8 protein-coding genes are annotated in these 22,773 nt (G+C 41.1%); 7 read left to right on the top strand and 1 reads right to left on the bottom strand.

Translation table 11 applies throughout. From position 1 onward, the window contains the following. The first annotated feature begins 305 nt into the window (after positions 1–305). From QW060_RS14025 to QW060_RS14000, 6 genes are all read left to right on the top strand, one after another. Positions 306–608, top strand: a complete 303-nt coding sequence (locus QW060_RS14025; RefSeq protein ID WP_290364103.1) for a hypothetical protein — start codon at positions 306–308, stop codon at positions 606–608. A 452-nt stretch (positions 609–1,060) separates the two neighbouring features. Further along, the gene (locus QW060_RS14020; RefSeq protein WP_290364102.1) at positions 1,061–16,225 is read left to right on the top strand and encodes an MBG domain-containing protein; all 15,165 of its coding nucleotides are present in this window, start codon (positions 1,061–1,063) and stop codon (positions 16,223–16,225) included. Positions 16,226–16,357: 132 nt separating this feature from the next. Beyond that, a complete protein-coding gene (locus QW060_RS14015) occupies positions 16,358–17,518 on the top strand; it encodes a serine hydrolase domain-containing protein (protein WP_290364101.1) in 1,161 nt (386 codons plus the stop codon). Further along, the gene (locus QW060_RS14010) at positions 17,518–18,231 is read left to right on the top strand and encodes a 3'-5' exonuclease (RefSeq protein ID WP_290364100.1); all 714 of its coding nucleotides are present in this window, start codon (positions 17,518–17,520) and stop codon (positions 18,229–18,231) included. The genes QW060_RS14015 and QW060_RS14010 overlap by 1 nt, the downstream gene beginning before the upstream one ends. A gap of 298 nt (positions 18,232–18,529) precedes the next feature. Further along, a complete protein-coding gene (locus QW060_RS14005; protein WP_290364099.1) occupies positions 18,530–19,015 on the top strand; it encodes an OsmC family protein in 486 nt (161 codons plus the stop codon). Between the two features lie 111 nt (positions 19,016–19,126). Next, positions 19,127–20,812 carry an ABC transporter ATP-binding protein gene (locus QW060_RS14000; protein ID WP_290364098.1) on the top strand — a complete coding sequence of 562 codons (1,686 nt, stop codon included), beginning with the start codon at positions 19,127–19,129 and terminating at the stop codon, positions 20,810–20,812. Positions 20,813–20,873: 61 nt separating this feature from the next. Here the strand turns inward: QW060_RS14000 and QW060_RS13995 are convergent, their stop codons facing one another. Further along, on the bottom strand, positions 20,874–22,223 hold the full coding sequence (locus QW060_RS13995; RefSeq protein ID WP_290364097.1) for a saccharopine dehydrogenase family protein: 1,350 nt from the start codon (positions 22,221–22,223) through the stop codon (positions 20,874–20,876). A 113-nt stretch (positions 22,224–22,336) separates the two neighbouring features. On the opposite strand from QW060_RS13995, the gene QW060_RS13990 reads away from it, so the two are divergent. After that, positions 22,337–22,729, top strand: a complete 393-nt coding sequence (locus tag QW060_RS13990) for a DUF423 domain-containing protein (protein ID WP_290364096.1) — start codon at positions 22,337–22,339, stop codon at positions 22,727–22,729. Positions 22,730–22,773: the final 44 nt, after the last annotated feature.

Genomic DNA, 22,773 nt, shown 5'->3' with positions numbered 1-22,773 from the left:
TTTTTTAACATCATTTAATGTCTTTTGAAAAAAAAATGTGTTAACTTTGACATTCGATTTGGATTCTATACCAATTATAAAAATACTTTTTATATCATTCATCTACCACATATACGATATAAAGAAAAGTGTTTTTTCCAATAGATATTAATTAAAATCAGATCTGAATGTCTTTAAATTGATAAAATGTTTTTATGTATAAATATTTTATCTGAAATACTTCTGAGAGGCATAGGCTTTTTTGTTTTCTTCCATCCAATAGGAAAAATGTCATAAGTGTCTATTTGCTTTAGGAACAGGTCTATATGCTACATCTGCAAATGAAACAAAATAAGATATTTATTATTTTCATACCTCTGTGGATACGTGTGTTTGAAAAAAATATAGAAAGTGAGATTGATAAGTACTATGATTTAAGATTCAAACGATCTTTAAAATCTCCTGTAGAAAAGAAGCCATCTTTTGATTTTGTGGCATTATTACTTTGTATAAAAAAGTTTTTTTTATTTATAAAGAATAAGCTTGCCCGCTACCATTTTTTCAGATTGCGTTTGGACAGATTTTCAAACAGCAATATATATATTGAAAAATGGTTTAAACCATCGTAAGAATGACATAATTTATTTATTCGGGAATTTTATTTATTTCGTAAAATTATATTGATGATATCTCAGTAATACAATGTATAAAGCGATATAAAGGTACTCTCCCCTAATTTTTCGCACGATTACAAATGTTAATATACTCAATAGAGTAAGGTACAGTTCATTTATTGAGCTTTCTATTAAAATTTTATAGTCATATTAAAAACAAAGTTTTTATCATTAAAACTGTTTTCATTAACTAAAAACAATATAATTCCTTGACTTTTTGTTGTCATGGTTTAGATAAAAATTTCACAATTTATCCCATATTCACTGTCTTGTTTTAAAGATAGAATTCCATCAAAGTACTCATTCGAGACAACTCTTATTAGTTTCCCAAATACAACATATTTTGCTTCTAATCCAAATTTTAAATCTAAAAAAGTGAAGGTCAAGAAAATAAAAATTGCTTTAAAATGAAAAAAACAAATTCTACCAATATAATAAAAACACTTCTTCTCCTTTTGCTTCTGTTCAGCATCAATAGTTTTGGGGCAACCCGAACATTGATCGGCGGAAACAAACATGTTACTCATAAAAGCATTGAAAACACCGCGCTTAAAACTAATAAAGAGCCGGTAGATCTTCCAGATCCGTCAAAAGCTACAACACGCTCATTAGCAAATATTTCAGCCAATACCTGCAAAAGTATAGCCGGAAAAAACAGCATGCCTGTCAGGGTAGTTGCTGTTCCGGCAGGCATCTCTACAGCCAGCAGCAGTATTACCGCAAAAGCAGTGTACAACTACACAACAGATGCTAACGGCATACTCTACGTCAAAAAAGGAGCAACCGGTACAGGCGACACCTGGAACAATGCTATGGGCGAACTGGCAGACGCGCTTAGATTTGCAAAAATCAACAATGCAGTATCCACCAACCCACAGGTCAAACAAATCTGGGTGGCAGGCGGAACCTACACCCCCATGTACAGCCCTGCCGACAACAATTTTGGAACCCCGGATGCACAAAACAACGCCTTTCTACTGGTAAAAGATGTAAAACTTTACGGCGGTTTTGCCGGTACTGAAACCAGCCTGGGCCAGCGTGACCTGAGCATAGCAGCCAACAAAAGTATATTAAGCGGCGATCTGGATCATGACGGCACAGCCAGCAGCAACGATGCCTGCCATGTACTCATCAGCGTAAGAAACACCAGTACAGATGAACTCAATGGCTTTACCATTACCGGAGGAAATGCCAGCAACACCACCAGCTCCATCACCGTTGACGGACTAACTATTGAACAGGATAGCGGTGCAGGAATTTACAACAGATCATCATTCATACAGATCAGCAATTGCAGTTTCACAGGTAACCTGGCGGCTGATTATGGCGGTGCCATATACAACATCCAATCCTCTTCTAATATTACCAAAAGTACCTTTTCTGCTAACAAAGCAAATACATCAGGCGGTGCCATATATAATTTCCAATCGTCTTCTCCCGTTATTGCCGATTGCACATTTGCCGGTAATACCGCTACAAACGGAGGTGCGATATACAACAACCAATCGCATCCCAAAATTGCCAACAGCATCTTTAGAGCCAACATGGCCAATCGTGCAGGAGCCATATTCAACAGCGACTCGGGACCAAAAATATACAACACCCTCTTTGCAAAAAACAATGCACTTACTTCTGGAGGAGGTGCTATCTACCATAACAACAACGGTCCCGGAAACGGTTTTACACTCGCCAACTGCATCGTCTATGGCAATACAGGAGGTACTACAAGCTGGGCGGGGGGCATACATAGTACATTAGGTTGCAATATTTACAATTCAGTGGTTTGGGGTAACCAGGGCGGGCAACTCACCGGTTCCGTCGCTACAAAAAACAGTTTGGTACAAGGGTTTAGCAGTACAGCAGACGGCAATCTGGATGCTACCAACATCAATGTAGCAGAGCTTTTCAACAATCCGAATGGCGCAGACGGCATCCTCGGTACAGCAGATGACAATTTCAATTTAATAGCAGGTAGTCCCCTTATCGAAAAAGGTGATAACACCCTATATACCAGTATAGGAGGCAACCTCAGTACAGACAAAGATCTTGCAGGCAATGCACGTTTTCAGGGAACAAAAATAGACATCGGCGCATTTGAAATGACCCTGTTGCCCCAAACCATAACAGCGACAGACATGACCAAAACCTACGGCGACACACCCTTTGTACCAACCGCAACAGCAAGCTCCGGTCTCGAAGTCAGTTATTTAACCTCAGACAACAGCATAGCCGAACCCTTTCAGGACACTGCAGACGGCAACAAATGGAAACTAAAAATAAAAAGAGCCGGACAGGTAAACGTAAGAGCAAAGCAAGCGGGTGACGCAACCTACAATCCCGCACCTGATGTATTCTTTACACTCACCATAGAAAAAGCACCCATAACCATCACTGCCCATGCCAAATCAAAAGAATCCGGCGCAGCAGACCCCGTACTGACCTATACAACTAACGGATTGCTAAATGGCGACACCCCCCAGACCATATTTTTCGGCACTTTGCAAAGAACCATTGGTGAAGCCGCAGGCACCTATCCCATCACACAGGGAACCCTGGTAGCGGCTAACTATACCATCAGCTATACCGGAGCAGATTTTACCATCACCAATGCTCCCGGAGATTTTATTACTGTATGGGACATGACCAAAGTAAGTACAGGTACAAATATAAGTATCAATATTACTACATTGCCATCGCCAAATAATAAGGTGAGATACTTCTGGACAGCACCCGATGGCAGTTACAACAGTGGCACCGTAACTACATCGGGCAACCACGTGATTACCACCATACCGGCTAACAAGCCAAGGATCACACTCCACATAAAACCGGAGAATCTGGCATCAGTTGTCATTTTTAATGACCCTCGTATTATCGATGTCGCCCAATGGGGAACCGCCGAATGGCGCACTATGCAAAGTGCCTTCTTAGTGTGTCCTAACCTCAATATTACGGCTACAGACATACCGGACCTGAGTAGGGTAACCGATATGAGAAACATGTTTGCGGACTGTTCCTCACTCAACGGTCCGGCCAACATAGGAAGCTGGAATACATCAAATGTCACCAATATGATTCAGCTCTTTGGCAGGGCAACCCGTTTCAATCAGGACATCAGCAACTGGGACACACAAAATGTAACCACCATGGCGTATATGTTCAGAGAAGCACGTGCCTTTAATCAGAATATTGGCAACTGGGATACGTCTAATGTGACCGATATGGAAGCCATGTTTGAGAATGCTTCTGTATTTAATCAGGACATCAGCAACTGGAACACAGCAAACGTGACCAATATGTCAAAAATGTTTTCATCTGCTCTGGTTTTCAATCAGAATATTGGCAACTGGAATACGTCAAAGGTAACCAACATGGAAGGTATGTTTCAATATACCGGGGCTTTTAATGGCGATATCAGCAGTTGGAATACCGCAAATGTAACCAACATGTGGGGAATGTTTTATTCCACAGGAGCTTTCAATCAGAACATAGGTAACTGGGATACTTCAAACGTAACCTTTATGGGAGGAATGTTTTGGAATGCCCAGGCATTTAATCAGGACATCAGCAGCTGGAATACATCTAAAGTAACCAGTATGGCCTATATGTTTGCAGATAATAGTGTATTTAATAAAGATATTGGCAACTGGAATACAGCAAACGTAACCAACATGTCATATATGTTTCGAGCAAATCAGGCATTTAATAAAGACATTGGCAACTGGAATACAGCAAACGTAACCAATATGGCATTTATGTTTTACGGTGCGTCATTATTCAACCAAAACATAGGTGGCTGGCAGCTTAATCCTGCTGTAAACATGACCAATATGTTGTCTTACTCAAGCATGGATTGCCAGAACTATTCGTTTACCCTTAACGGATGGGCAAATAATCCAAATACACCATCAGGGCGTAATTTGGGATCAGTTGGCAGACAATACGGTACCAATGCCGTGCCGGCAAGAACAGTATTAACGGGTACCAAAGGCTGGACCATTACAGGAGACAGCCCAAGTGGGCAAAGCTGCGGGTTCGATCAAACCATTACAGCGACCGACATGGTCAAAACTTATGGTGATGTTCCATTTGTATCTACGGCTACCGCAAGTTCAGGTCTCGAAGTAAGCTATGTATCAGCAGACAACAGTATAGCCGAAGCTTTCCAGGACAACACAGACGGCAACAAATGGAAAATCAAAATTAAAAAGGCTGGACAAGTCAATATTACGGTAAAACAGCCCGGTAACGCAACCTATAATCCGGCAGCAGATGTCATTTTTAAACTGACCATAAACAAAGCCGCATTGACAGTAACCGCCAATACCCTCTCCAAAGAATACGGCACCACAGATCCTGCCCTTACCTATACCACTACCGGTTTGGTCAACAACGATGACCAGACGGCACTGACAGGAGCATTGAGCAGAGCAGCAGGCGAAGCAGTAGGCACCTATGCTATATCTCAAGGTACATTAGGTGGTGAAAACTACACTATTGCCTATACAGCAGCCAGCTTTAGCATTACGGCGGCGACAGGAGATTTTGTCACGGTATGGGACATGAGCAAGCCAAATTCCGGCAATACGATCATGTTTTATCCAACCATTTCTCCGGGTCAGTCAGTAGATTATTTCTGGATGGCCTCTGGTGGCAGTACAGGTAACGGAACGATTGCAGCAGGTACTTACGAAGTTAATATTTCAGGCCTGCCTGCAAACGAAATTATTACCCTGAACCTAAAACCTAAGCATCTCAAAGCAATTAAAATCAGAGACGCGCAGTCTATCTCTGTGCCATTTCTATTGACCGACGTTCTCCAATGGGGTACGGCACAATGGACTACAATGGATAGTATGTTTCTCGGATGTAGCAACCTGAACATTACCGCTACAGATGTGCCTGACCTGAGTTGGGTGACAGACATGTTCTCTATGTTTAGTCAATGTACAATCCTTAACGGACCAGCCAATATTAACAGCTGGAATACCACAAATGTAACGCGCATGAGAGGTATGTTTTATGAAGCACCGGCCTTTAATCAGCCTGTTGGCAACTGGAATACCGAAAAGGTAACAGACATGGGTTATATGTTTTTTGGAGCTTCGGCTTTTAATCAGGACATTGGCAGTTGGAATACGCAGAATGTAACGGACATGAGTTATATGTTCTATGGTGCATCGTCTTTTAATCAGCCTATCGGCAATTGGAATACTGTTAAAGTAGCCAATATGAGTTTTATGTTTCATAATGCATTAGTTTTTAATCAGAACATTGGTAACTGGAATACCTCTCAGGTAACCAATATGAATAGTTTGTTTTCAAATGCCAAAGCTTTTAACCAAAACATAAACAATTGGGATACACAAAAGGTAGTCACTATGAATAATATGTTCAGAGATGCCAGGGTCTTCAATCAGGATATCAGCAGCTGGAATACGCAAAAGGTAACCGATATGTCTTTGATGTTTAATGGTGCCGTTGCATTTAATCAGAACATTGGTAATTGGAATACCTCTCAGGTAACCAAAATGAGTGGTATGTTTAATGGTGCCGTTTCATTTAATCAGAACATTGGTAATTGGAATACCTCTCAGGTAACCAATATGAATGGTATGTTTTATGAAGCAACGGCCTTTAATCAGCCTGTTGACAGTTGGAATACCGCTAATGTAACTGACATGGCATTTATGTTTTCCAATACCAAAGCTTTTAACCAGGATATCAATAGTTGGGATATGGTAAAGGTAACAAATATGGCATATATGTTTTCTCATGCTAAAGCCTTTAATCAAAACATTGGTAATTGGAAGCTCAATCCTGTTGTAAACATGGCCAAAATGCTCGACAATTCAGGTATGGATTGCCAGAACTATTCGTTTACATTACAAGGCTGGGCCAACAATGCGAACACACCTTCGGGGCGTAATCTGGGATCAGTTGGCAGACAATACGGCACCAATGCTGTGCCGGCAAGAACCCTACTGACCAACACCAAAGGCTGGACCATTACAGGAGATAGCCCAAGCGGACAAAGTTGTGGACTTGATCAAACCATTACAGCAGCTGATATAACCAAAACCTATGGCGATGTTGCTTTTGTACCTACGGCTACCGCAAGTTCAGGTCTGGAAGTCAGCTACGTGTCTACAGACAACAGCATAGCAGAAGCCTTTCAAGACAGTGCCGACGGCAACAAATGGAAACTCAAAATCAAAAAAGCAGGACAAGTCAATATCACGGCACAACAGCCCGGGAATGAAACCTACAATCCGGCACCGGATGTTGTCTTTAAACTGATCATCAACAAAGCCGCTCTGGCAGTAACCGCCAATGCCCTATCCAAAGTATACGGCACGGCAGACCCGGCACTGACCTATACGGCTACAGTTTTTGTCAACAATGATGATCAGACAGCCCTTACAGGCACACTGAGCAGAGCTGCTGGCGAAGCGGTAGGCACCTATGCTATCACACAGGGAACATTAGACGCTGAAAACTATACTATTGCCTACACAGGAGCCAGTTTTACCATTACTGCTGCAACAGGAGACTTTGTAACGGTGTGGGATATGAGCAAGTATGGTTCAGGCAATACGATCAGGTTTTATCCAACCATTTCTCCGGGACAATCAGTAGATTATTTCTGGATGGCCTCGGGAGGTAGCAGCGGTAGCGGAACAATTGCAGCAGGTACTTACGAAGTTAATATTTCCGGACTGCCTGCAAACGAAATTATTACCCTGAACCTAAAACCTACGCATCTCAAAGCTATTAAAATCATAGACCAGCAGCCGAACCCAGAGCGATTAAAATTGATTGACGTTACGCAATGGGGCACGGCACAATGGAGTACCATGGAAAATGCCTTCATGAATTGCCATAACCTGAACATAACCGCCACTGATGTACCCGATTTGAGCAACGTTGGCGATATGTCCCGTATGTTTCAGGGATGTCGTTCACTCAATGGCCCTGCCAATATAGGTGCCTGGAATACAGCAAATGTAACCAATATGAGCAACATGTTTGGAGGTGCCTTTGTTTTTAACCAGGATATTAGCAGCTGGAACACAGCAAACGTAACCAATATGAGCTTCATGCTCGCAGGAGCCAAGGCCTTCAATCAGAACATTAACGGGTGGAACACCTCAAGCGTAACCGATATGAGTTATATGCTCAATACTGCGGAGGCTTTTAACCAGCCCATTGGCAACTGGAACACGCAAAATGTAACAAACATGCAAGGAATGTTTGGCTTTTCACCAGTCTTCAATAAAGATATCAGCAGCTGGAACACAGCAAATGTAACCAATATGAGCAACATGTTTGGAGGAGCCAAGGCCTTCAACCAAAACATCAGCACCTGGAATACCGCTGCCGTAACCGACATGAGCGAGATGTTTGCCAATGCCGAAGCATTTAACCAGCCTATTGGCAACTGGAATACTGCTGCGGTAACCAATATGTATATTATGTTTGCCGGTGCCAAAAATTTTAATCAGGATATTGGCAACTGGAATACTTCAGCAGTAACCAATATGAGCGGTATGTTTGATTCGGCAACTGCATTCAATAAACCCATAGGTAGCTGGAATATTACTGCAGTAACCGATATGCATGGTATGTTTAATTATGCAAGCTCCTTCAATCAGGATTTAAGCCAATGGGACATTTCTTCAGTACTCCGTATGGGATACATGTTTGTAAATGCTACTGCCTTTAATCAGAATATTGGTAACTGGCAACTCAATCCAAATGCAGATATGACCAATATGTTGAACCTTTCAGGAATGGACTGCCAGAACTACTCGCTTACGCTGAATGGCTGGGCAAACAATCCCAACATCCCTTCCGGACGCAATTTTGGAGCTTCATATAAACAATACGGAACTAATGCTGAAACGGCAAGAGATTTTTTAATCAACACCAAAGGCTGGACCATTACAGGAGATAGCCCGAGTGGACAAAGCTGCGGACTCGACCAAACCATTACGGCTACAGATATAACCAAAATCTATGGCGATGCTGCTTTTGTACCTACGGCAACGGCAAGTTCAGGTCTGGAAGTCAGCTATACATCTGCGGACAACAGCATAGCAGAAGCTTTTCAGGACACAGCAGACGGCAACAAATGGAAACTCAAAATCAAAAAAGCAGGACAAGTCGATATCACGGCACAACAGCCCGGGAATGAAACCTACAATCCGGCACCGGATGTTGTTTTTAGATTGACCATCAACAAAGCGCCTTTAACCATAACAGCCAATGCGCTATCCAAAGAATACGGCACGGCAGACCCGGCACTGACCTATACCGCTACCGGTTTAGTAAACAATGATGACCAGACGGCACTGACAGGCACACTGAGCAGAGTTGCTGGCGAAGCGGTAGGTATCTATGCTATATCTCAAGGTACATTAAACGCTGAAAACTATACCATCACTTATACAGGAGAAGATCTTACCATCACCAAAGCAACCCTGAACATTGTTGCCGAGGCAAAATCCAAAGTATACGGTTCAGCTGACCCTATCTTGACGTATACCGTAACCGGACTTGAAAACGGAGACGACCAGTCTATCATCACAGGAGCGTTAACCCGAGTTGCAGGCGAAGCGGTAGGAACGTACAGCATTGAACAAGGTACCTTGTCAACTACGGCTAACTATGACATTACCTACACCGCAGCGGATTTTAATATCACTAAAGCAACCCTGAACATTGTTGCCGAGGCAAAATCCAAAGTATACGGTTCAGCCGATCCGGTATTGACCTATACCGTAACCGGACTTGAAAACGGAGACGATCAGTCTATCATCACAGGAGCGTTAACCCGAGTTGCAGGCGAAGCTGTAGGAACTTATGAGATTCAACAGGGTACGTTGGCAACAACGGCAAACTACGACATCACCTACACCGCAGCGGATTTTAATATCACTAAAGCAACGCTAAACATTGTTGCCGAGGCAAAATCCAAAGTATACGGTTCAGCTGATCCTGCCTTGACCTATACCGTAACCGGATTTGAAAATGGCGATGATCAAAGCATCATCACAGGTAATCTGACAAGAACAGCAGGGGAAAACATAGGAACTTATGAGATTCAACAAGGTACGTTAGCCACAACCGCCAACTACGATATCACCTACACTGCAGCAGATTTTAATATCACTAAAGCGACCCTGAACATTGTTGCCGAAGCAAAATCCAAAGTATACGGTTCAGCTGATCCTGCCTTGACGTATACCGTAACTGGTTTAGCTAATGGCGATGATCAAAGCATCATCACAGGAGCGTTAACCCGAGTTGCAGGTGAAAACATCGGTACCTATGAGATTCAACAAGGTACGTTAGCCACAACTGCAAACTATGACATCACCTACACCACGGCGGATTTTGATATCACTAAAGCAACCTTAATTATTAGAGCCGATGACAAATCCAAAGTATACGGTTCTGTAGATCCTACTTTGACCTATACCGTTACCGGACTTGAAAACGGAGACGACCAGTCTATCATCACCGGTGCGTTAACCCGAGTTGCAGGTGAAAACATAGGAACCTATGAAATTCAACAAGGTACCTTGTCAACTACGGCTAACTACGACATCACCTACACTGCAGCGGATTTTGATATCACCAAAGCAACGCTAAACATTGTTGCCGAAGCAAAATTCAAAGTATACGGTTCTGTAGATCCGGCACTAACCTATACCGTAACCGGTTTAGCTAATGGCGATGATCAGAGCATCATCACAGGAGCGTTAACCCGAGTTGCAGGTGAAGCAGTAGGAACGTACAGCATTGAACAAGGAACCTTGTCAACAACGGCTAACTACGACATTACCTACACCGCAGCGGATTTTAATATCACTAAAGCAACCCTGAACATTGTTGCCGAGACAAAAACCAAAGTATACGGTTCAGCCGATCCGGTATTGACCTATACCGTAACCGGTTTAGCTAATGGCGATGACCAAAGCATTATCACAGGTGCTTTAACCAGAGTTGCAGGTGAAGCGGTAGGAACGTACAGCATTGAAAAAGGTACCTTGTCAACTACGGCTAACTATGACATCACCTACACCGCAGCAGATTTTGATATCACTAAAGCCACCCTGAACATTGTAGCCGAAGCAAAATCCAAAGTATACGGTTCGGTAGATCCGGCACTGACCTACACCGTAACCGGTTTAGCTAATGGCGATGATCAAAGCATCATCACTGGAGCACTCATCAGAATCGCAGGTGAAAACATCGGAACCTATGAAATTCAACAGGGTACGTTGACAACAACGGCTAACTACGACATCACCTACACCGCAGCGGATTTTAATATCACCAAAGCGACCCTAAACATTGTTGCCGAGGCAAAAACCAAAGTATACGGTTCGGTAGATCCGGTATTGACCTACACCGTAACCGGTTTAGCTAATGGCGATGATCAAAGCATTATCACTGGAACACTCATCAGAACAGCAGGTGAAAACATCGGTACCTATGCCATCGAACAAGGTACATTGGGGACCTCCGCTAACTACGATATTACCTATACCGCAGCGGATTTCGACATTACCAAAGCGACCCTAAACATTGTAGCCGAAGCGAAATCCAAAGGATACGGTTCGGTAGATCCTGCCTTGACCTATACCGTAACCGGATTTGAAAACGGAGACGACCAAAACATCATCACAGGTGCTTTAATCCGAGTTGCAGGTGAAGCGGTAGGAACGTACAGCATTGAACAAGGTACATTGTCAACTACAGCAAACTACGATATTACTTACACCGCAGCGGATTTCGACATTACCAAAGCGACCCTAAACATTGTTGCCGAAGCCAAATCCAAAGTATACGGTTCAGCCGATCCGGTATTGACCTATACCGTAACCGGACTTGAAAACGGAGACGACCAGAGCATCATCACAGGAGCATTGTCAAGAACAGCAGGGGAAAACATCGGTACCTATGCCATCGAACAAGGTACATTGGGGACCTCCGCTAACTACGACATCACCTACACCGCAGCGGATTTTAATATCACCAAAGCAACGCTAAACATTGTTGCCGAAGCAAAATCCAAAGTATACGGTTCAGCAGATCCTGCCTTGACCTATACCGTAACCGGACTTGAAAACGGAGATGACCAGTCTATCATCAACGGTGTGTTAACCCGAGTTGCAGGCGAAGCAGTAGGAACTTATGAGATTCAACAGGGTACGTTGGCAACTACGGCTAACTACGACATCACCTACACCGCAGCGGATTTTGATATCACTAAGGCAACGCTAAACATTGTTGCCGAGGCCAAATCCAAAGTATATGGTTCGGTAGATCCTGCGTTGACGTATACCGTAACCGGTTTAGCTAATGGCGATGATCAAAGCATTATCACGGGAACACTCATCAGAATCGCAGGTGAAAACATCGGAACCTATGAAATTCAACAGGGTACGTTGGCAACAACAGCCAACTACGACATCACCTACACTGCAGCGGATTTTAATATTACCAAAGCGACCCTAAACATTGTTGCCGAGGCAAAAACCAAAGTATATGGAACTACTGATCCTACCTTGACCTATACCGTAACCGGATTAGCTAATGGTGATGATCAAAGCATCATCACAGGAGCTTTAACCCGAGTTGCAGGCGAAGCGGTAGGAACGTACAGCATTGAACAAGCAACCTTGGCGACAACAGCAAACTACAATATTACCTACACTGCAGCAGATTTTAATATCACTAAAGCGACCCTGAACATTGTTGCCGAAGCAAAATCCAAAGTATACGGTTCAGCTGATCCTGCCTTGACCTATACCGTAACCGGTTTAGCTAATGGCGATGATCAAAGCATCATCACAGGAGCGTTAACCCGAGTTGCAGGTGAAAACATCGGTACCTATGAGATTCAACAGGGTACGTTAGCCACAACAGCAAATTACGATATTACCTACACCGCAGCGGATTTCGACATTACCAAAGCGACCCTAAACATTGTTGCAGAGGCAAAAACCAAAGTATACGGTTCGGCAGATCCTGCCTTGACCTATACCGTAACCGGTTTAGCTAATGGCGATGACCAAAGCATTATCACAGGGGCTTTAACCCGAGTTGCAGGAGAAGCGGTAGGAACGTACAGCATTGAACAGGGAACCTTGACAACTACGGCAAACTACGACATCACCTACACTGCAGCGGATTTTAATATCACCAAAGCGACCCTAAACATTGTTGCCGAGGCAAAATCCAAAGTATACGGTTCCGTAGATCCTGCGTTGACCTATACCGTAACCGGTTTAGCTAATGGCGATGACCAAAGCATCATCACGGGAACACTCATCAGAACAGCAGGTGAAGACATTGGAACCTATGAAATTCAACAAGGTACGTTGGCAACTACGGCAAACTACGATATTACCTACACCGCAGCGGATTTTGATATCACTAAAGCAACGCTAAACATTGTTGCCGAGGCAAAATCCAAAGTATACGGTTCGGTAGATCCTGCCTTGACCTATACCGTAACCGGATTTGAAAACGGAGACGACCAAAGCATTATCACCGGTGCGTTAACCCGAGTTGCAGGTGAAGCAGTAGGAACTTATGAGATTCAACAAGGTACCTTGTCAACTACGGCTAACTATGACATCACCTACACTGCAGCGGATTTTGATATCACCAAAGCAACGCTAAACATTGTTGCCGAAGCAAAATCCAAAGTATACGGTTCGGTAGATCCGGCATTGACCTATACCGTAACCGGATTTGAAAATGGCGATGATCAAAGCATCATCACAGGAGCTTTAACCCGAGTTGCAGGAGAAGCGGTAGGAACGTACAGCATTGAGCAAGGTACGTTAGCCACAACAGCAAACTACGACATCACCTACACCGCAGCAGATTTTAATATCACTAAAGCGACCCTGAACATTGTTGCTGAAGCAAAATCCAAAGTATACGGTTCGGTAGATCCTGCCTTGACCTATACCGTTACCGGACTTGAAAACGGAGACGACCAGTCTATCATCACCGGCGCTTTAACCCGAGTTGCAGGCGAAGCAGTAGGAACGTATAGCATTGAACAAGGTACCTTGTCAACTACGGCTAACTATGACATTACCTACACCGCAGCAGATTTTGATATCACTAAAGCAACCCTGAACATTGTTGCCGAGGCAAAAACCAAAGTATATGGTTCCGTAGATCCTGCGTTGACGTATACCGTAACCGGTTTAGCTAATGGCGATGATCAAAGCATCATCACAGGTAATCTGACAAGAACAGCAGGCGAAGCTGTAGGAACTTATGAGATTCAACAGGGTACGTTGGCAACAACGGCAAACTACGATATCACCTACACCGCAGCGGATTTCGACATTACCAAAGCGACCCTAAACATTGTTGCAGAGGCAAAAACCAAAGTATACGGTTCGGCAGATCCTGCCTTGACCTATACCGTAACCGGTTTAGCTAATGGCGATGACCAAAGCATTATCACAGGGGCTTTAACCCGAGTTGCAGGAGAAGCGGTAGGAACGTACAGCATTGAACAGGGAACCTTGACAACTACGGCTAACTACGACATCACCTACACCGCAGCGGATTTTGATATCACTAAAGCAACGCTAAACATTGTTGCCGAGGCAAAATCCAAAGTATACGGTTCGGTAGATCCTGCCTTGACCTATACCGTAACCGGATTTGAAAACGGAGACGACCAAAGCATTATCACGGGAACACTCATCAGAATCGCAGGTGAAAACATCGGAACCTATGAAATTCAACAAGGTACGTTGACAACTACGGCAAACTACGACATCACCTACACCGCAGCAGATTTTAATATCACTAAAGCAACGCTGAACATTGTAGCCGAAGCAAAATCCAAAGTATACGGTTCGGTAGATCCGGCATTGACCTATACCGTAACCGGATTTGAAAATGGCGATGATCAAAGCATCATCACAGGAGCATTGTCAAGAACAGCAGGGGAAAACATCGGTACCTATGCCATCGAACAAGGTACATTGGGGACCTCCGCTAACTACGATATTACCTATACCGCAGCGGATTTCGACATTACCAAAGCGACCCTAAACATTGTAGCCGAAGCGAAATCCAAAGTATACGGTTCAGCCGATCCTGCCTTGACGTATACCGTAACCGGACTTGAGAACGGTGACGACCAAAGCATCATCACAGGAACACTCATCAGAATCGCAGGTGAAAACATCGGAACCTATGAGATTCAACAAGGTACGTTGACAACTACGGCAAACTACGACATCACCTACACCGCAGCGGACTTTAATATCACTAAAGCAACGCTAAACATTGTTGCCGAGGCAAAAACCAAAGTATACGGTTCAGCAGATCCTGCCTTGACCTATACCGTAACCGGGTTTGAAAACGGCGATGATCAAACGGTGATTACCGGAACACTCATTAGAGTAGCAGGAGAAGAAGAAGGAACTTATGCGATTGAACAGGGTACCTTAAGTGCAGATAACTACGAGATCGTTTATATGGGTGCTGATTTCATCATCTTTAAGACATTTACTATAATTGTGACCCATCAAACCAATGTAAGTTGTAACGGAAGTGCTGACGGCTCAGCTACAGTCGAGGTCGCAGGCGGAACACCGGAGTATAGCTATTCATGGTCACCATATGGAGGAACTGAAGCAACAGCATCCGGCTTAACATCCGGTATCTATATCGTTACCATTACCGATGTGAATGGCGTTGCGATAACACAAGAGTTTACCATTACAGAGCCACCTGTTGTAGAGTTACCTGTTACAATAACATTTCAGACATTCTGTAAAGAAGCGAATCCGTTAATCAGAGATCTTGTAATAGAAGGTAGTAACATCAAATGGTATGCAACAGTATCTTCATCAGAAGAGTTGTCGGAAAATACTGCTTTAGTGGATGGAATGACCTATTATGCTACACAAACCATAAACGGTTGTGAGAGCAAAGATAGAGCATGGGTAGTGATTAGCCTGAAAGATCCGATGCCAACTCCTATAGGAGAATCTGATCAGGAATTTGGAGAAGGTGCAACAGTTGCTGATTTAATAATTCAACCGGCTGCCGTCATTTGGTATGATACGTATGAAAATGCTTTAGAAAATAGTAATCCATTGATGGCTTCTGACGAATTGAATGACGATGTTACCTATTATGCGGTTGCTATTGGAGAATGTTACAGTTTGCCATTTGCCGTAACTGTACACATATTAGAAGGAGTACAAGTACATAATGGGATAAGTACTGATGGAGATGGTATAAACGATTATCTGATCATCGATAACATTCAGCGTTTCCCTGATAATAAGATTATTATTTATAACCGTTGGGGGAAAGAAGTGTGGAGCACCCGAAACTATGACAGCAATGGCAATGTTTTCAAAGGATACGCAGAAGGAGTGAAAGGCTTCAAAAACGGAGAAAAACTTGCTAATGGTACCTATTACTACATATTACAATACCTGTACGAACGTAACGGAGAAAGTAAAATGGTAAAGAAAACAGGCTATCTGCATTTAGAAAACAATTAAAGAGAGAAAATATTTTTTATTTTAAAAAACACTTTCTTCCAAAACACCGCTGAATTTCAGCGGTGTTTTTATTTGAATTAATTTTGAATCATAAAATAAAATGGTATTTTTAAAGAACTAATTAGTTAGGCTATGAAAAAAGCAATCAAAATAATAGCATGGATAGCTGTTCCGATCATTCTGATTATTGCATCCTTATACATTTTTAAAGTAGACTATATTCTAAAAGCAGTGCGGGTGACTTATCTCACAGGACATAAAACCGCTTTTTTGGAAGATTATACATATTTTGAAAACAGAACCATTTCTCATGGAGTAGGGCAGCCCTGGAAAACAACAAAAGATTATAATACAATTGCAGCTACTCCGGAACTTGAAAAAACGCATCAGGAATTAAAAACGGTTGCCTATCTCATTATAAAAAATGATAGTATTTTTCACGAGGCCTATTTTGATGGATACGATCAGAATTCCCATTCAAATTCTTTTTCAATGGCAAAAAGTATCGTCACATCTGCGCTTGGAAAAGCCATCATGCAGGGATATATCAAAAATCTGGATCAGAAAGTAACGGACTTTCTTCCTGAGTTAAAAGGGGCATACGCTTCAGAACTCACAGTAGGTGATTTGGCATCGATGAGTTCCGGACTGAGTTGGGATGAAAACTACTACGGAGCTTTCTCTATTACTACACAAGCTTATTTCGATACAGATTTAAGAAATGTTATGTACGGTCTTGAAATAAATGACAAGCCTTCTCAGAAATTTATATATCAAAGCGGAGACACCCAGTTACTGGCAATGGTATTAGAAAAAGCAACCCATACTTCGCTGTCTGAATACGTATCTGAAGTGTTTTGGAAACCTATGGGTGCAGAAAATGATGCTTTGTGGCAGATTGATCATAAAGGAGACGGAATTGAAAAAGCATATTGCTGTATTGCCAGTAATGCACGTGATTTTGCTCGTTTTGGAAAACTCTATCTGCAGGGGGGACTATGGAACGGAACCGAAATTTTGCCTAAAGAATTCATAGAAAAATCCATACACCTACGTTTTAATGAAAGTCCTCAATACGGTTACGGATGGTGGCTCAATACCTATATGGATAAGCAAATGTATTATATGAGAGGACATTTGGGACAATTTGTTATTGTAGTACCCGAAGATAATCTCATCATCGTACGTTTGGGACATATCAAAGGAGAACAAACCAAAACAGATCCGCACAGTAATGATTTTTATGTATATGTAGCGGAAGCTTATAAAATGTTGGAACAAAGAAAGAAATAATGCTGGAAAAATATCCTATTGAAAACATCCTGTTTCTCGATATAGAAACAGTACCCGAAGCCGCCTCTTTCTCCGATTTAGATGAAATAAAGCAGGAATTATTTGCTCATAAAACGGCTTATCAGAGAAAAGAAGACATCACGGCTGAAGCATTTTATGACCGGGCAGGAATTTGGGCAGAGTTTGGAAAAATTATCTGTATTTCTGTAGGATACTTTACTTACAAAAATGGCGACAGGCAGTTTAGAACGACCTCTTTTTTTGGAGAGGAAAAAAAATTATTACTGGATTTTGCTAATTTACTGAACACCCATTTCAATAGTCCGCAACAGCTTTTATGCGGACATAACGCTAAAGAGTTTGATTTTCCGTTTATTGCCCGCAGAATGGTGATCAATGATATAGCAGTTCCTATAAAATTAGATTTAATAGGAAAGAAACCATGGGAAGTTCCTCATTTGGATACAATGGAATTATGGAAATTCGGCGATTACAAACATTTTACTTCCTTAAAATTACTGACCAATATACTCAATATCCCTTCACCAAAAGATGATATAGACGGAAGTCAGGTATATGAAATATACTATAAAGAAAAAGATTTGGACCGAATAATCATCTATTGTGAAAAAGATGTGGTGGCAACGGCACAGGTTTTCCTCAGATTAAAAAGACTGGACTTATTGGACGAAAAAGAAATATTATCTGTGTAATAAAATATTTTTTAAAATTAAAAAATGTTAAAAAATAGTTAAAGAAAAGAAATAAAAAAAGCTTTTTAAAAAAATCTTAGGATATTTGTTTGAAATTAAAAACAGCAAATAAAATAAATAATGCAAAACAACGTACGCTATACAAACATTTGGTCAATGAAGAAAATATCTTCAGAGGTGTTTGTATGATTTGTTTTGAGAAAAATAAATATAATAAATCCTCTGCAATCTGTAGAGGATTTTTTTTGTCTGCTTTTTAAAGAAAATAATAATAATAAAGTTTAAAAATGATTTAGTTGTGTTCAATCCATCACCTTCAACAAAAGACAGTTATCAGAATATAAAAATCAAAGGATTTTCTGATGTGTCGCTTACAAATGAATTAAGCCAGAAAGATGTATCACTAAAAATAGTAGATAAATCGAATAACCCAATTGCTGAAATCAATTCCCCTCTGGAATATGTACTTGCAGGTTTTGCTGCATGTGTAAATGCAGTTGGGCGCCGTGTAGCAATGGATCAGCGCTTACATTTAAAATCAATTCATATTGAAGTGATTGGGACTATTGAGCAAAAAAGATCAAATGGTATAAAAACGCGATCCAGAGCCGGATTTCAAAATATTGATATTCGTATAAAACCCGATACAGAAGCTTCACTTACAGAAATAAAAATCTGGTTAGATGAACTCAAAGAAAGATGTCCGATATATGATAATCTTCTCAATCCGACTTTGGTAAATGTAATCGCTATAAAAGAATTCAAGCAACCTGATGTTGCCTGATACAGTTGATATTCCTCGAATATTGTTTAGTTTGTTTTGCTACCCTGATGATTTCATCAGGGTAGTTTTTTTAGAATTAAATAGCTAATTTAGTACTCTAAAACTTAATGTATGAAGCCGATCATCGCCTTTGAGGATGTTACCATCTCTTTTTTAAAAGAGAAAGAATACCACCCTATAGTACATAACAGTTCTTTTGATCTGTATGAAAATGAAATATTGGGTATTGTGGGGGAATCCGGTTCAGGAAAATCAGTTACTTCATTAAGCATAATGGGACTTTTACCAAAAAATATCTCCGATATAAGCAATGGAAAAATCATCTTTAAAGATCGGGATATAACAGAACTGTCTGAAAAAGAATACCGAACCATTCGGGGAAAGCGCATTTCTATGATCTTTCAGGAACCCATGAGCTCACTCAACCCCTCAATGCGGTGCGGACAGCAGGTAGCAGAAATACTGGAAGAGCACACGTCAAAAACAGCTTCAGCCATAAAGAAAGAAGTATTGACACTATTTGAAAAAGTAAAGCTTCCCAATCCTGAGGAACTCTATTCTAAATATCCGCATGAAATCTCTGGCGGACAAAAGCAACGGGTAATGATTGCAATGGCCATTGCCTGTAAGCCGGAAGTTTTGATTGCTGATGAGCCCACAACGGCTTTAGATGTAACCATTCAAAAAGAAATCATCCGATTACTCAAAGAACTACAGGCGGCCAACCAGATGAGCATTATCTTTATTTCTCATGATTTAGCATTGGTATCAGAAATAGCAGATCGGGTCATGGTGATGTACAAAGGAGAAATTGTAGAGCAGGGTACAAGCCATGAAATTTTTATGAATCCGCAGCATACCTATACAAAAGCATTGATTGCATCCCGTCCGCGATTAGATGAACGTCTGAAAAAGCTGCCGAGCATTGCAGATTTTTTAAAAGGAGATTTTAAGGGTGAAATCGTAACAGCAGCGGATCGGGAAAAAAAGCATGAAAAACTATATGCACAGCAGCCCATATTAGAAGTTAAAAATGTAGAAAAAAGCTATTACAGCTCAGTAGGATTTTTAGGTAAAACAAAAGAATTTAAAGCCGTAAACAATGTCAGTTTTAGCATTTATGAAGGAGAAACGCTGGGTTTGGTAGGAGAGAGCGGTTGTGGTAAATCTACTTTAGGAAACGCCATACTGCAATTGGATAAAGCCACAGCAGGACATATTTTTTATAAAGGAAAAGATATTACCCGGTTATCCGCTAAAGAAGAATTAAATCTGAGAAAAGAATTGCAAATCATCTTTCAGGATCCATATGCTTCTTTAAATCCGAGAATTACAATAGGTAAAGCCATTATGGAACCTATGAAAGTGCATAAGCTGTACAAAAACGATACAGAACGAAAACAAAAAGTTTTGGAAATACTCGAAAGAGTAGGGTTGGGAGAAGAATATTTCAACCGGTATCCGCATGAGTTTTCAGGTGGTCAGCGTCAAAGAATCGGTATTGCGAGAACCATAGCGTTACAGCCTAAATTGATTGTATGTGATGAGTCCGTTTCCGCGCTTGACATCTCTGTACAGGCACAGGTCTTAAATCTTTTAAACGAGCTAAAAGAAAATTTCGGATTTACCTACATTTTTATCTCCCATGATCTCGCAGTTGTCAAATACATGTCTGATCAGGTAGCGGTAATGAATAAAGGTCAAATTGTAGAATTGGCAGACGCAGATGATATCTATAAAAACCCTGAACAGGCCTATACAAAAACACTTATTGATGCGATTCCGAAGGGAATATAAATACAAAAAAAGTACTGTACAGTAGAAACAAAAAAACCGATTCAGATGAATCGGTTTTTTATTAATAGCCTTTATAAGGCACTTCTTTTTCTTTAAAAATAATTCCAAAAGACTCCAGTTCTTCAAGAATAGGAGTGTATACTTCTTTTGCAATAGGCAGTTGTACTCCGGGTTTTGTAATCTTGCCGTTCAAGATTTGCAAAGTTGCGATTGCTACAGGCAATCCTACGGTTTTCGCCATAGCAGTATGAATTTGATCATCTCCGATGCACACCATCGTTGCGTCAATTTGCTTTTGTTCTCCATTCAGTTCATACCCAAACTTATGATACATCACAATCATATCCTTATCCTCTTTGTCAAGTGTCCATTTTTCAGATAAGATTTTCTCAAGAATCTGTGCAGGTGTAGCATTTTTAAGTCCCGTTTTCTTTTCTGAATTAAATAAATCAAGTTCCATCAGTTTATCCCAAACCACATCATCCTGTTGAATGTTTAGAATCAAACGCAGTTTTACTTCAACAGAATCCGTAGGATGGTAAGGTAAAAACGAATTGATAAATTCACGGTACGTCATCTCTTCAGAATTTTCAATCGTATAGGAATCATCTGTAAGTCCTAACTGTACAAAGAGGCTCCATGCTCTTGAAAAGCCTACTTTACGGATTGTGCCTCGGTAAATCGTTAAAGCATTTTCTAAACCGTATACTTCGCGATAACTAAGAGAATCCCTGTTGGCATAAGCTTCAAAACGACCGTATTCATCAATCTCTAAAAATTCCGTTCTGCGGAAAATACGCTGATAGGGAATGTATTTATAAGTACCCTGCTGCAAAAACTTCGCGGCACCTCCCTGTCCGGCAAGTACTACATTTCTTGGGTTCCAGGTAAACTTATAATTCCACAGATTGTTATCCGATTCCGGAGCAACAAGACCGCCGCAGAAAGATTCAAATAAAATAGGAGTACCCCCTTTTGCTCGGATCTCATCTAAAACTTTCATGGCACTCATATGGTCAATTCCCGGATCCAATCCGCATTCATTCATAAAAACCAGATTATTTTCGACAACTTCATCATGCAGCGCCTTCATTTCCTTACTGATATACGAAGCCGTTACCAGATTTTTCTTATATAGAATACAGTCTTTGGCAACTTCAAGATGTAGGAAAGCCGGTAACATAGAGACTACAATATCATGCTGTTGGATCAGCTCTTTGCGTTCGGTTTCATTGTGCAAATCAAAAGAAATGGCTTTGGCATTCGGATGGTTTTCTGCTTTTTGCTGGGCTAACTCCAGAGATATATCCGCTATAGTCAGGAAAAGATTTTCAGATTGAGATTTATCTAAAAGATACTTAATAAGTGTTGATGCAGAACGGCCTGCACCAATTACCAATATTTTTCTCATAAAAATACGTTTGTTTGTTTAACTGCTAAATTACTACTTTTTGAGAAATCGAATAAAATTCCGCACAGAAACATTTTTAAATTATTCTCATTATCTTTGAAAGAAATTAAAAAATGAACAGAAAGATAGTAATAACAGCAGCTGTTTTAGGGCTTATTTCAATAGTATTGGGCGCTTTTGGTGCTCATGCATTAAAAAAAGTACTCACAGTAGAGCAACTTGTAAGTTTTGAAACAGGAGTTCGTTATCAAATGTATCATGCCTTGTTTTTACTGTTTGTAGGTACTACTCAATTCCTCACCGAAAAAGCGAAAAAGTATGTTTATTATACCGCACTGACAGGTGTAATTCTGTTTTCCGGTTCTATCTTTTTGCTGGCAACACAGGAAATAAGTCAGATTAATTTCAGATTTTTAGGACCGGTAACGCCTATAGGAGGTGTATTCTTAATAAGTAGCTGGCTTTTACTTGCTGTACATGTCTGCAAACAAAAAACTCATAATTAATACACGATTTCTTAATTTTATTTATAAGTTTGTAGCCAAAATCA

The sequence above is a fragment of the Paenimyroides ceti genome, from assembly GCF_030409925.1.
Note: the sequence above shows the minus strand (reverse complement) of the source record. Positions and strands in the feature narration are given on the sequence as shown.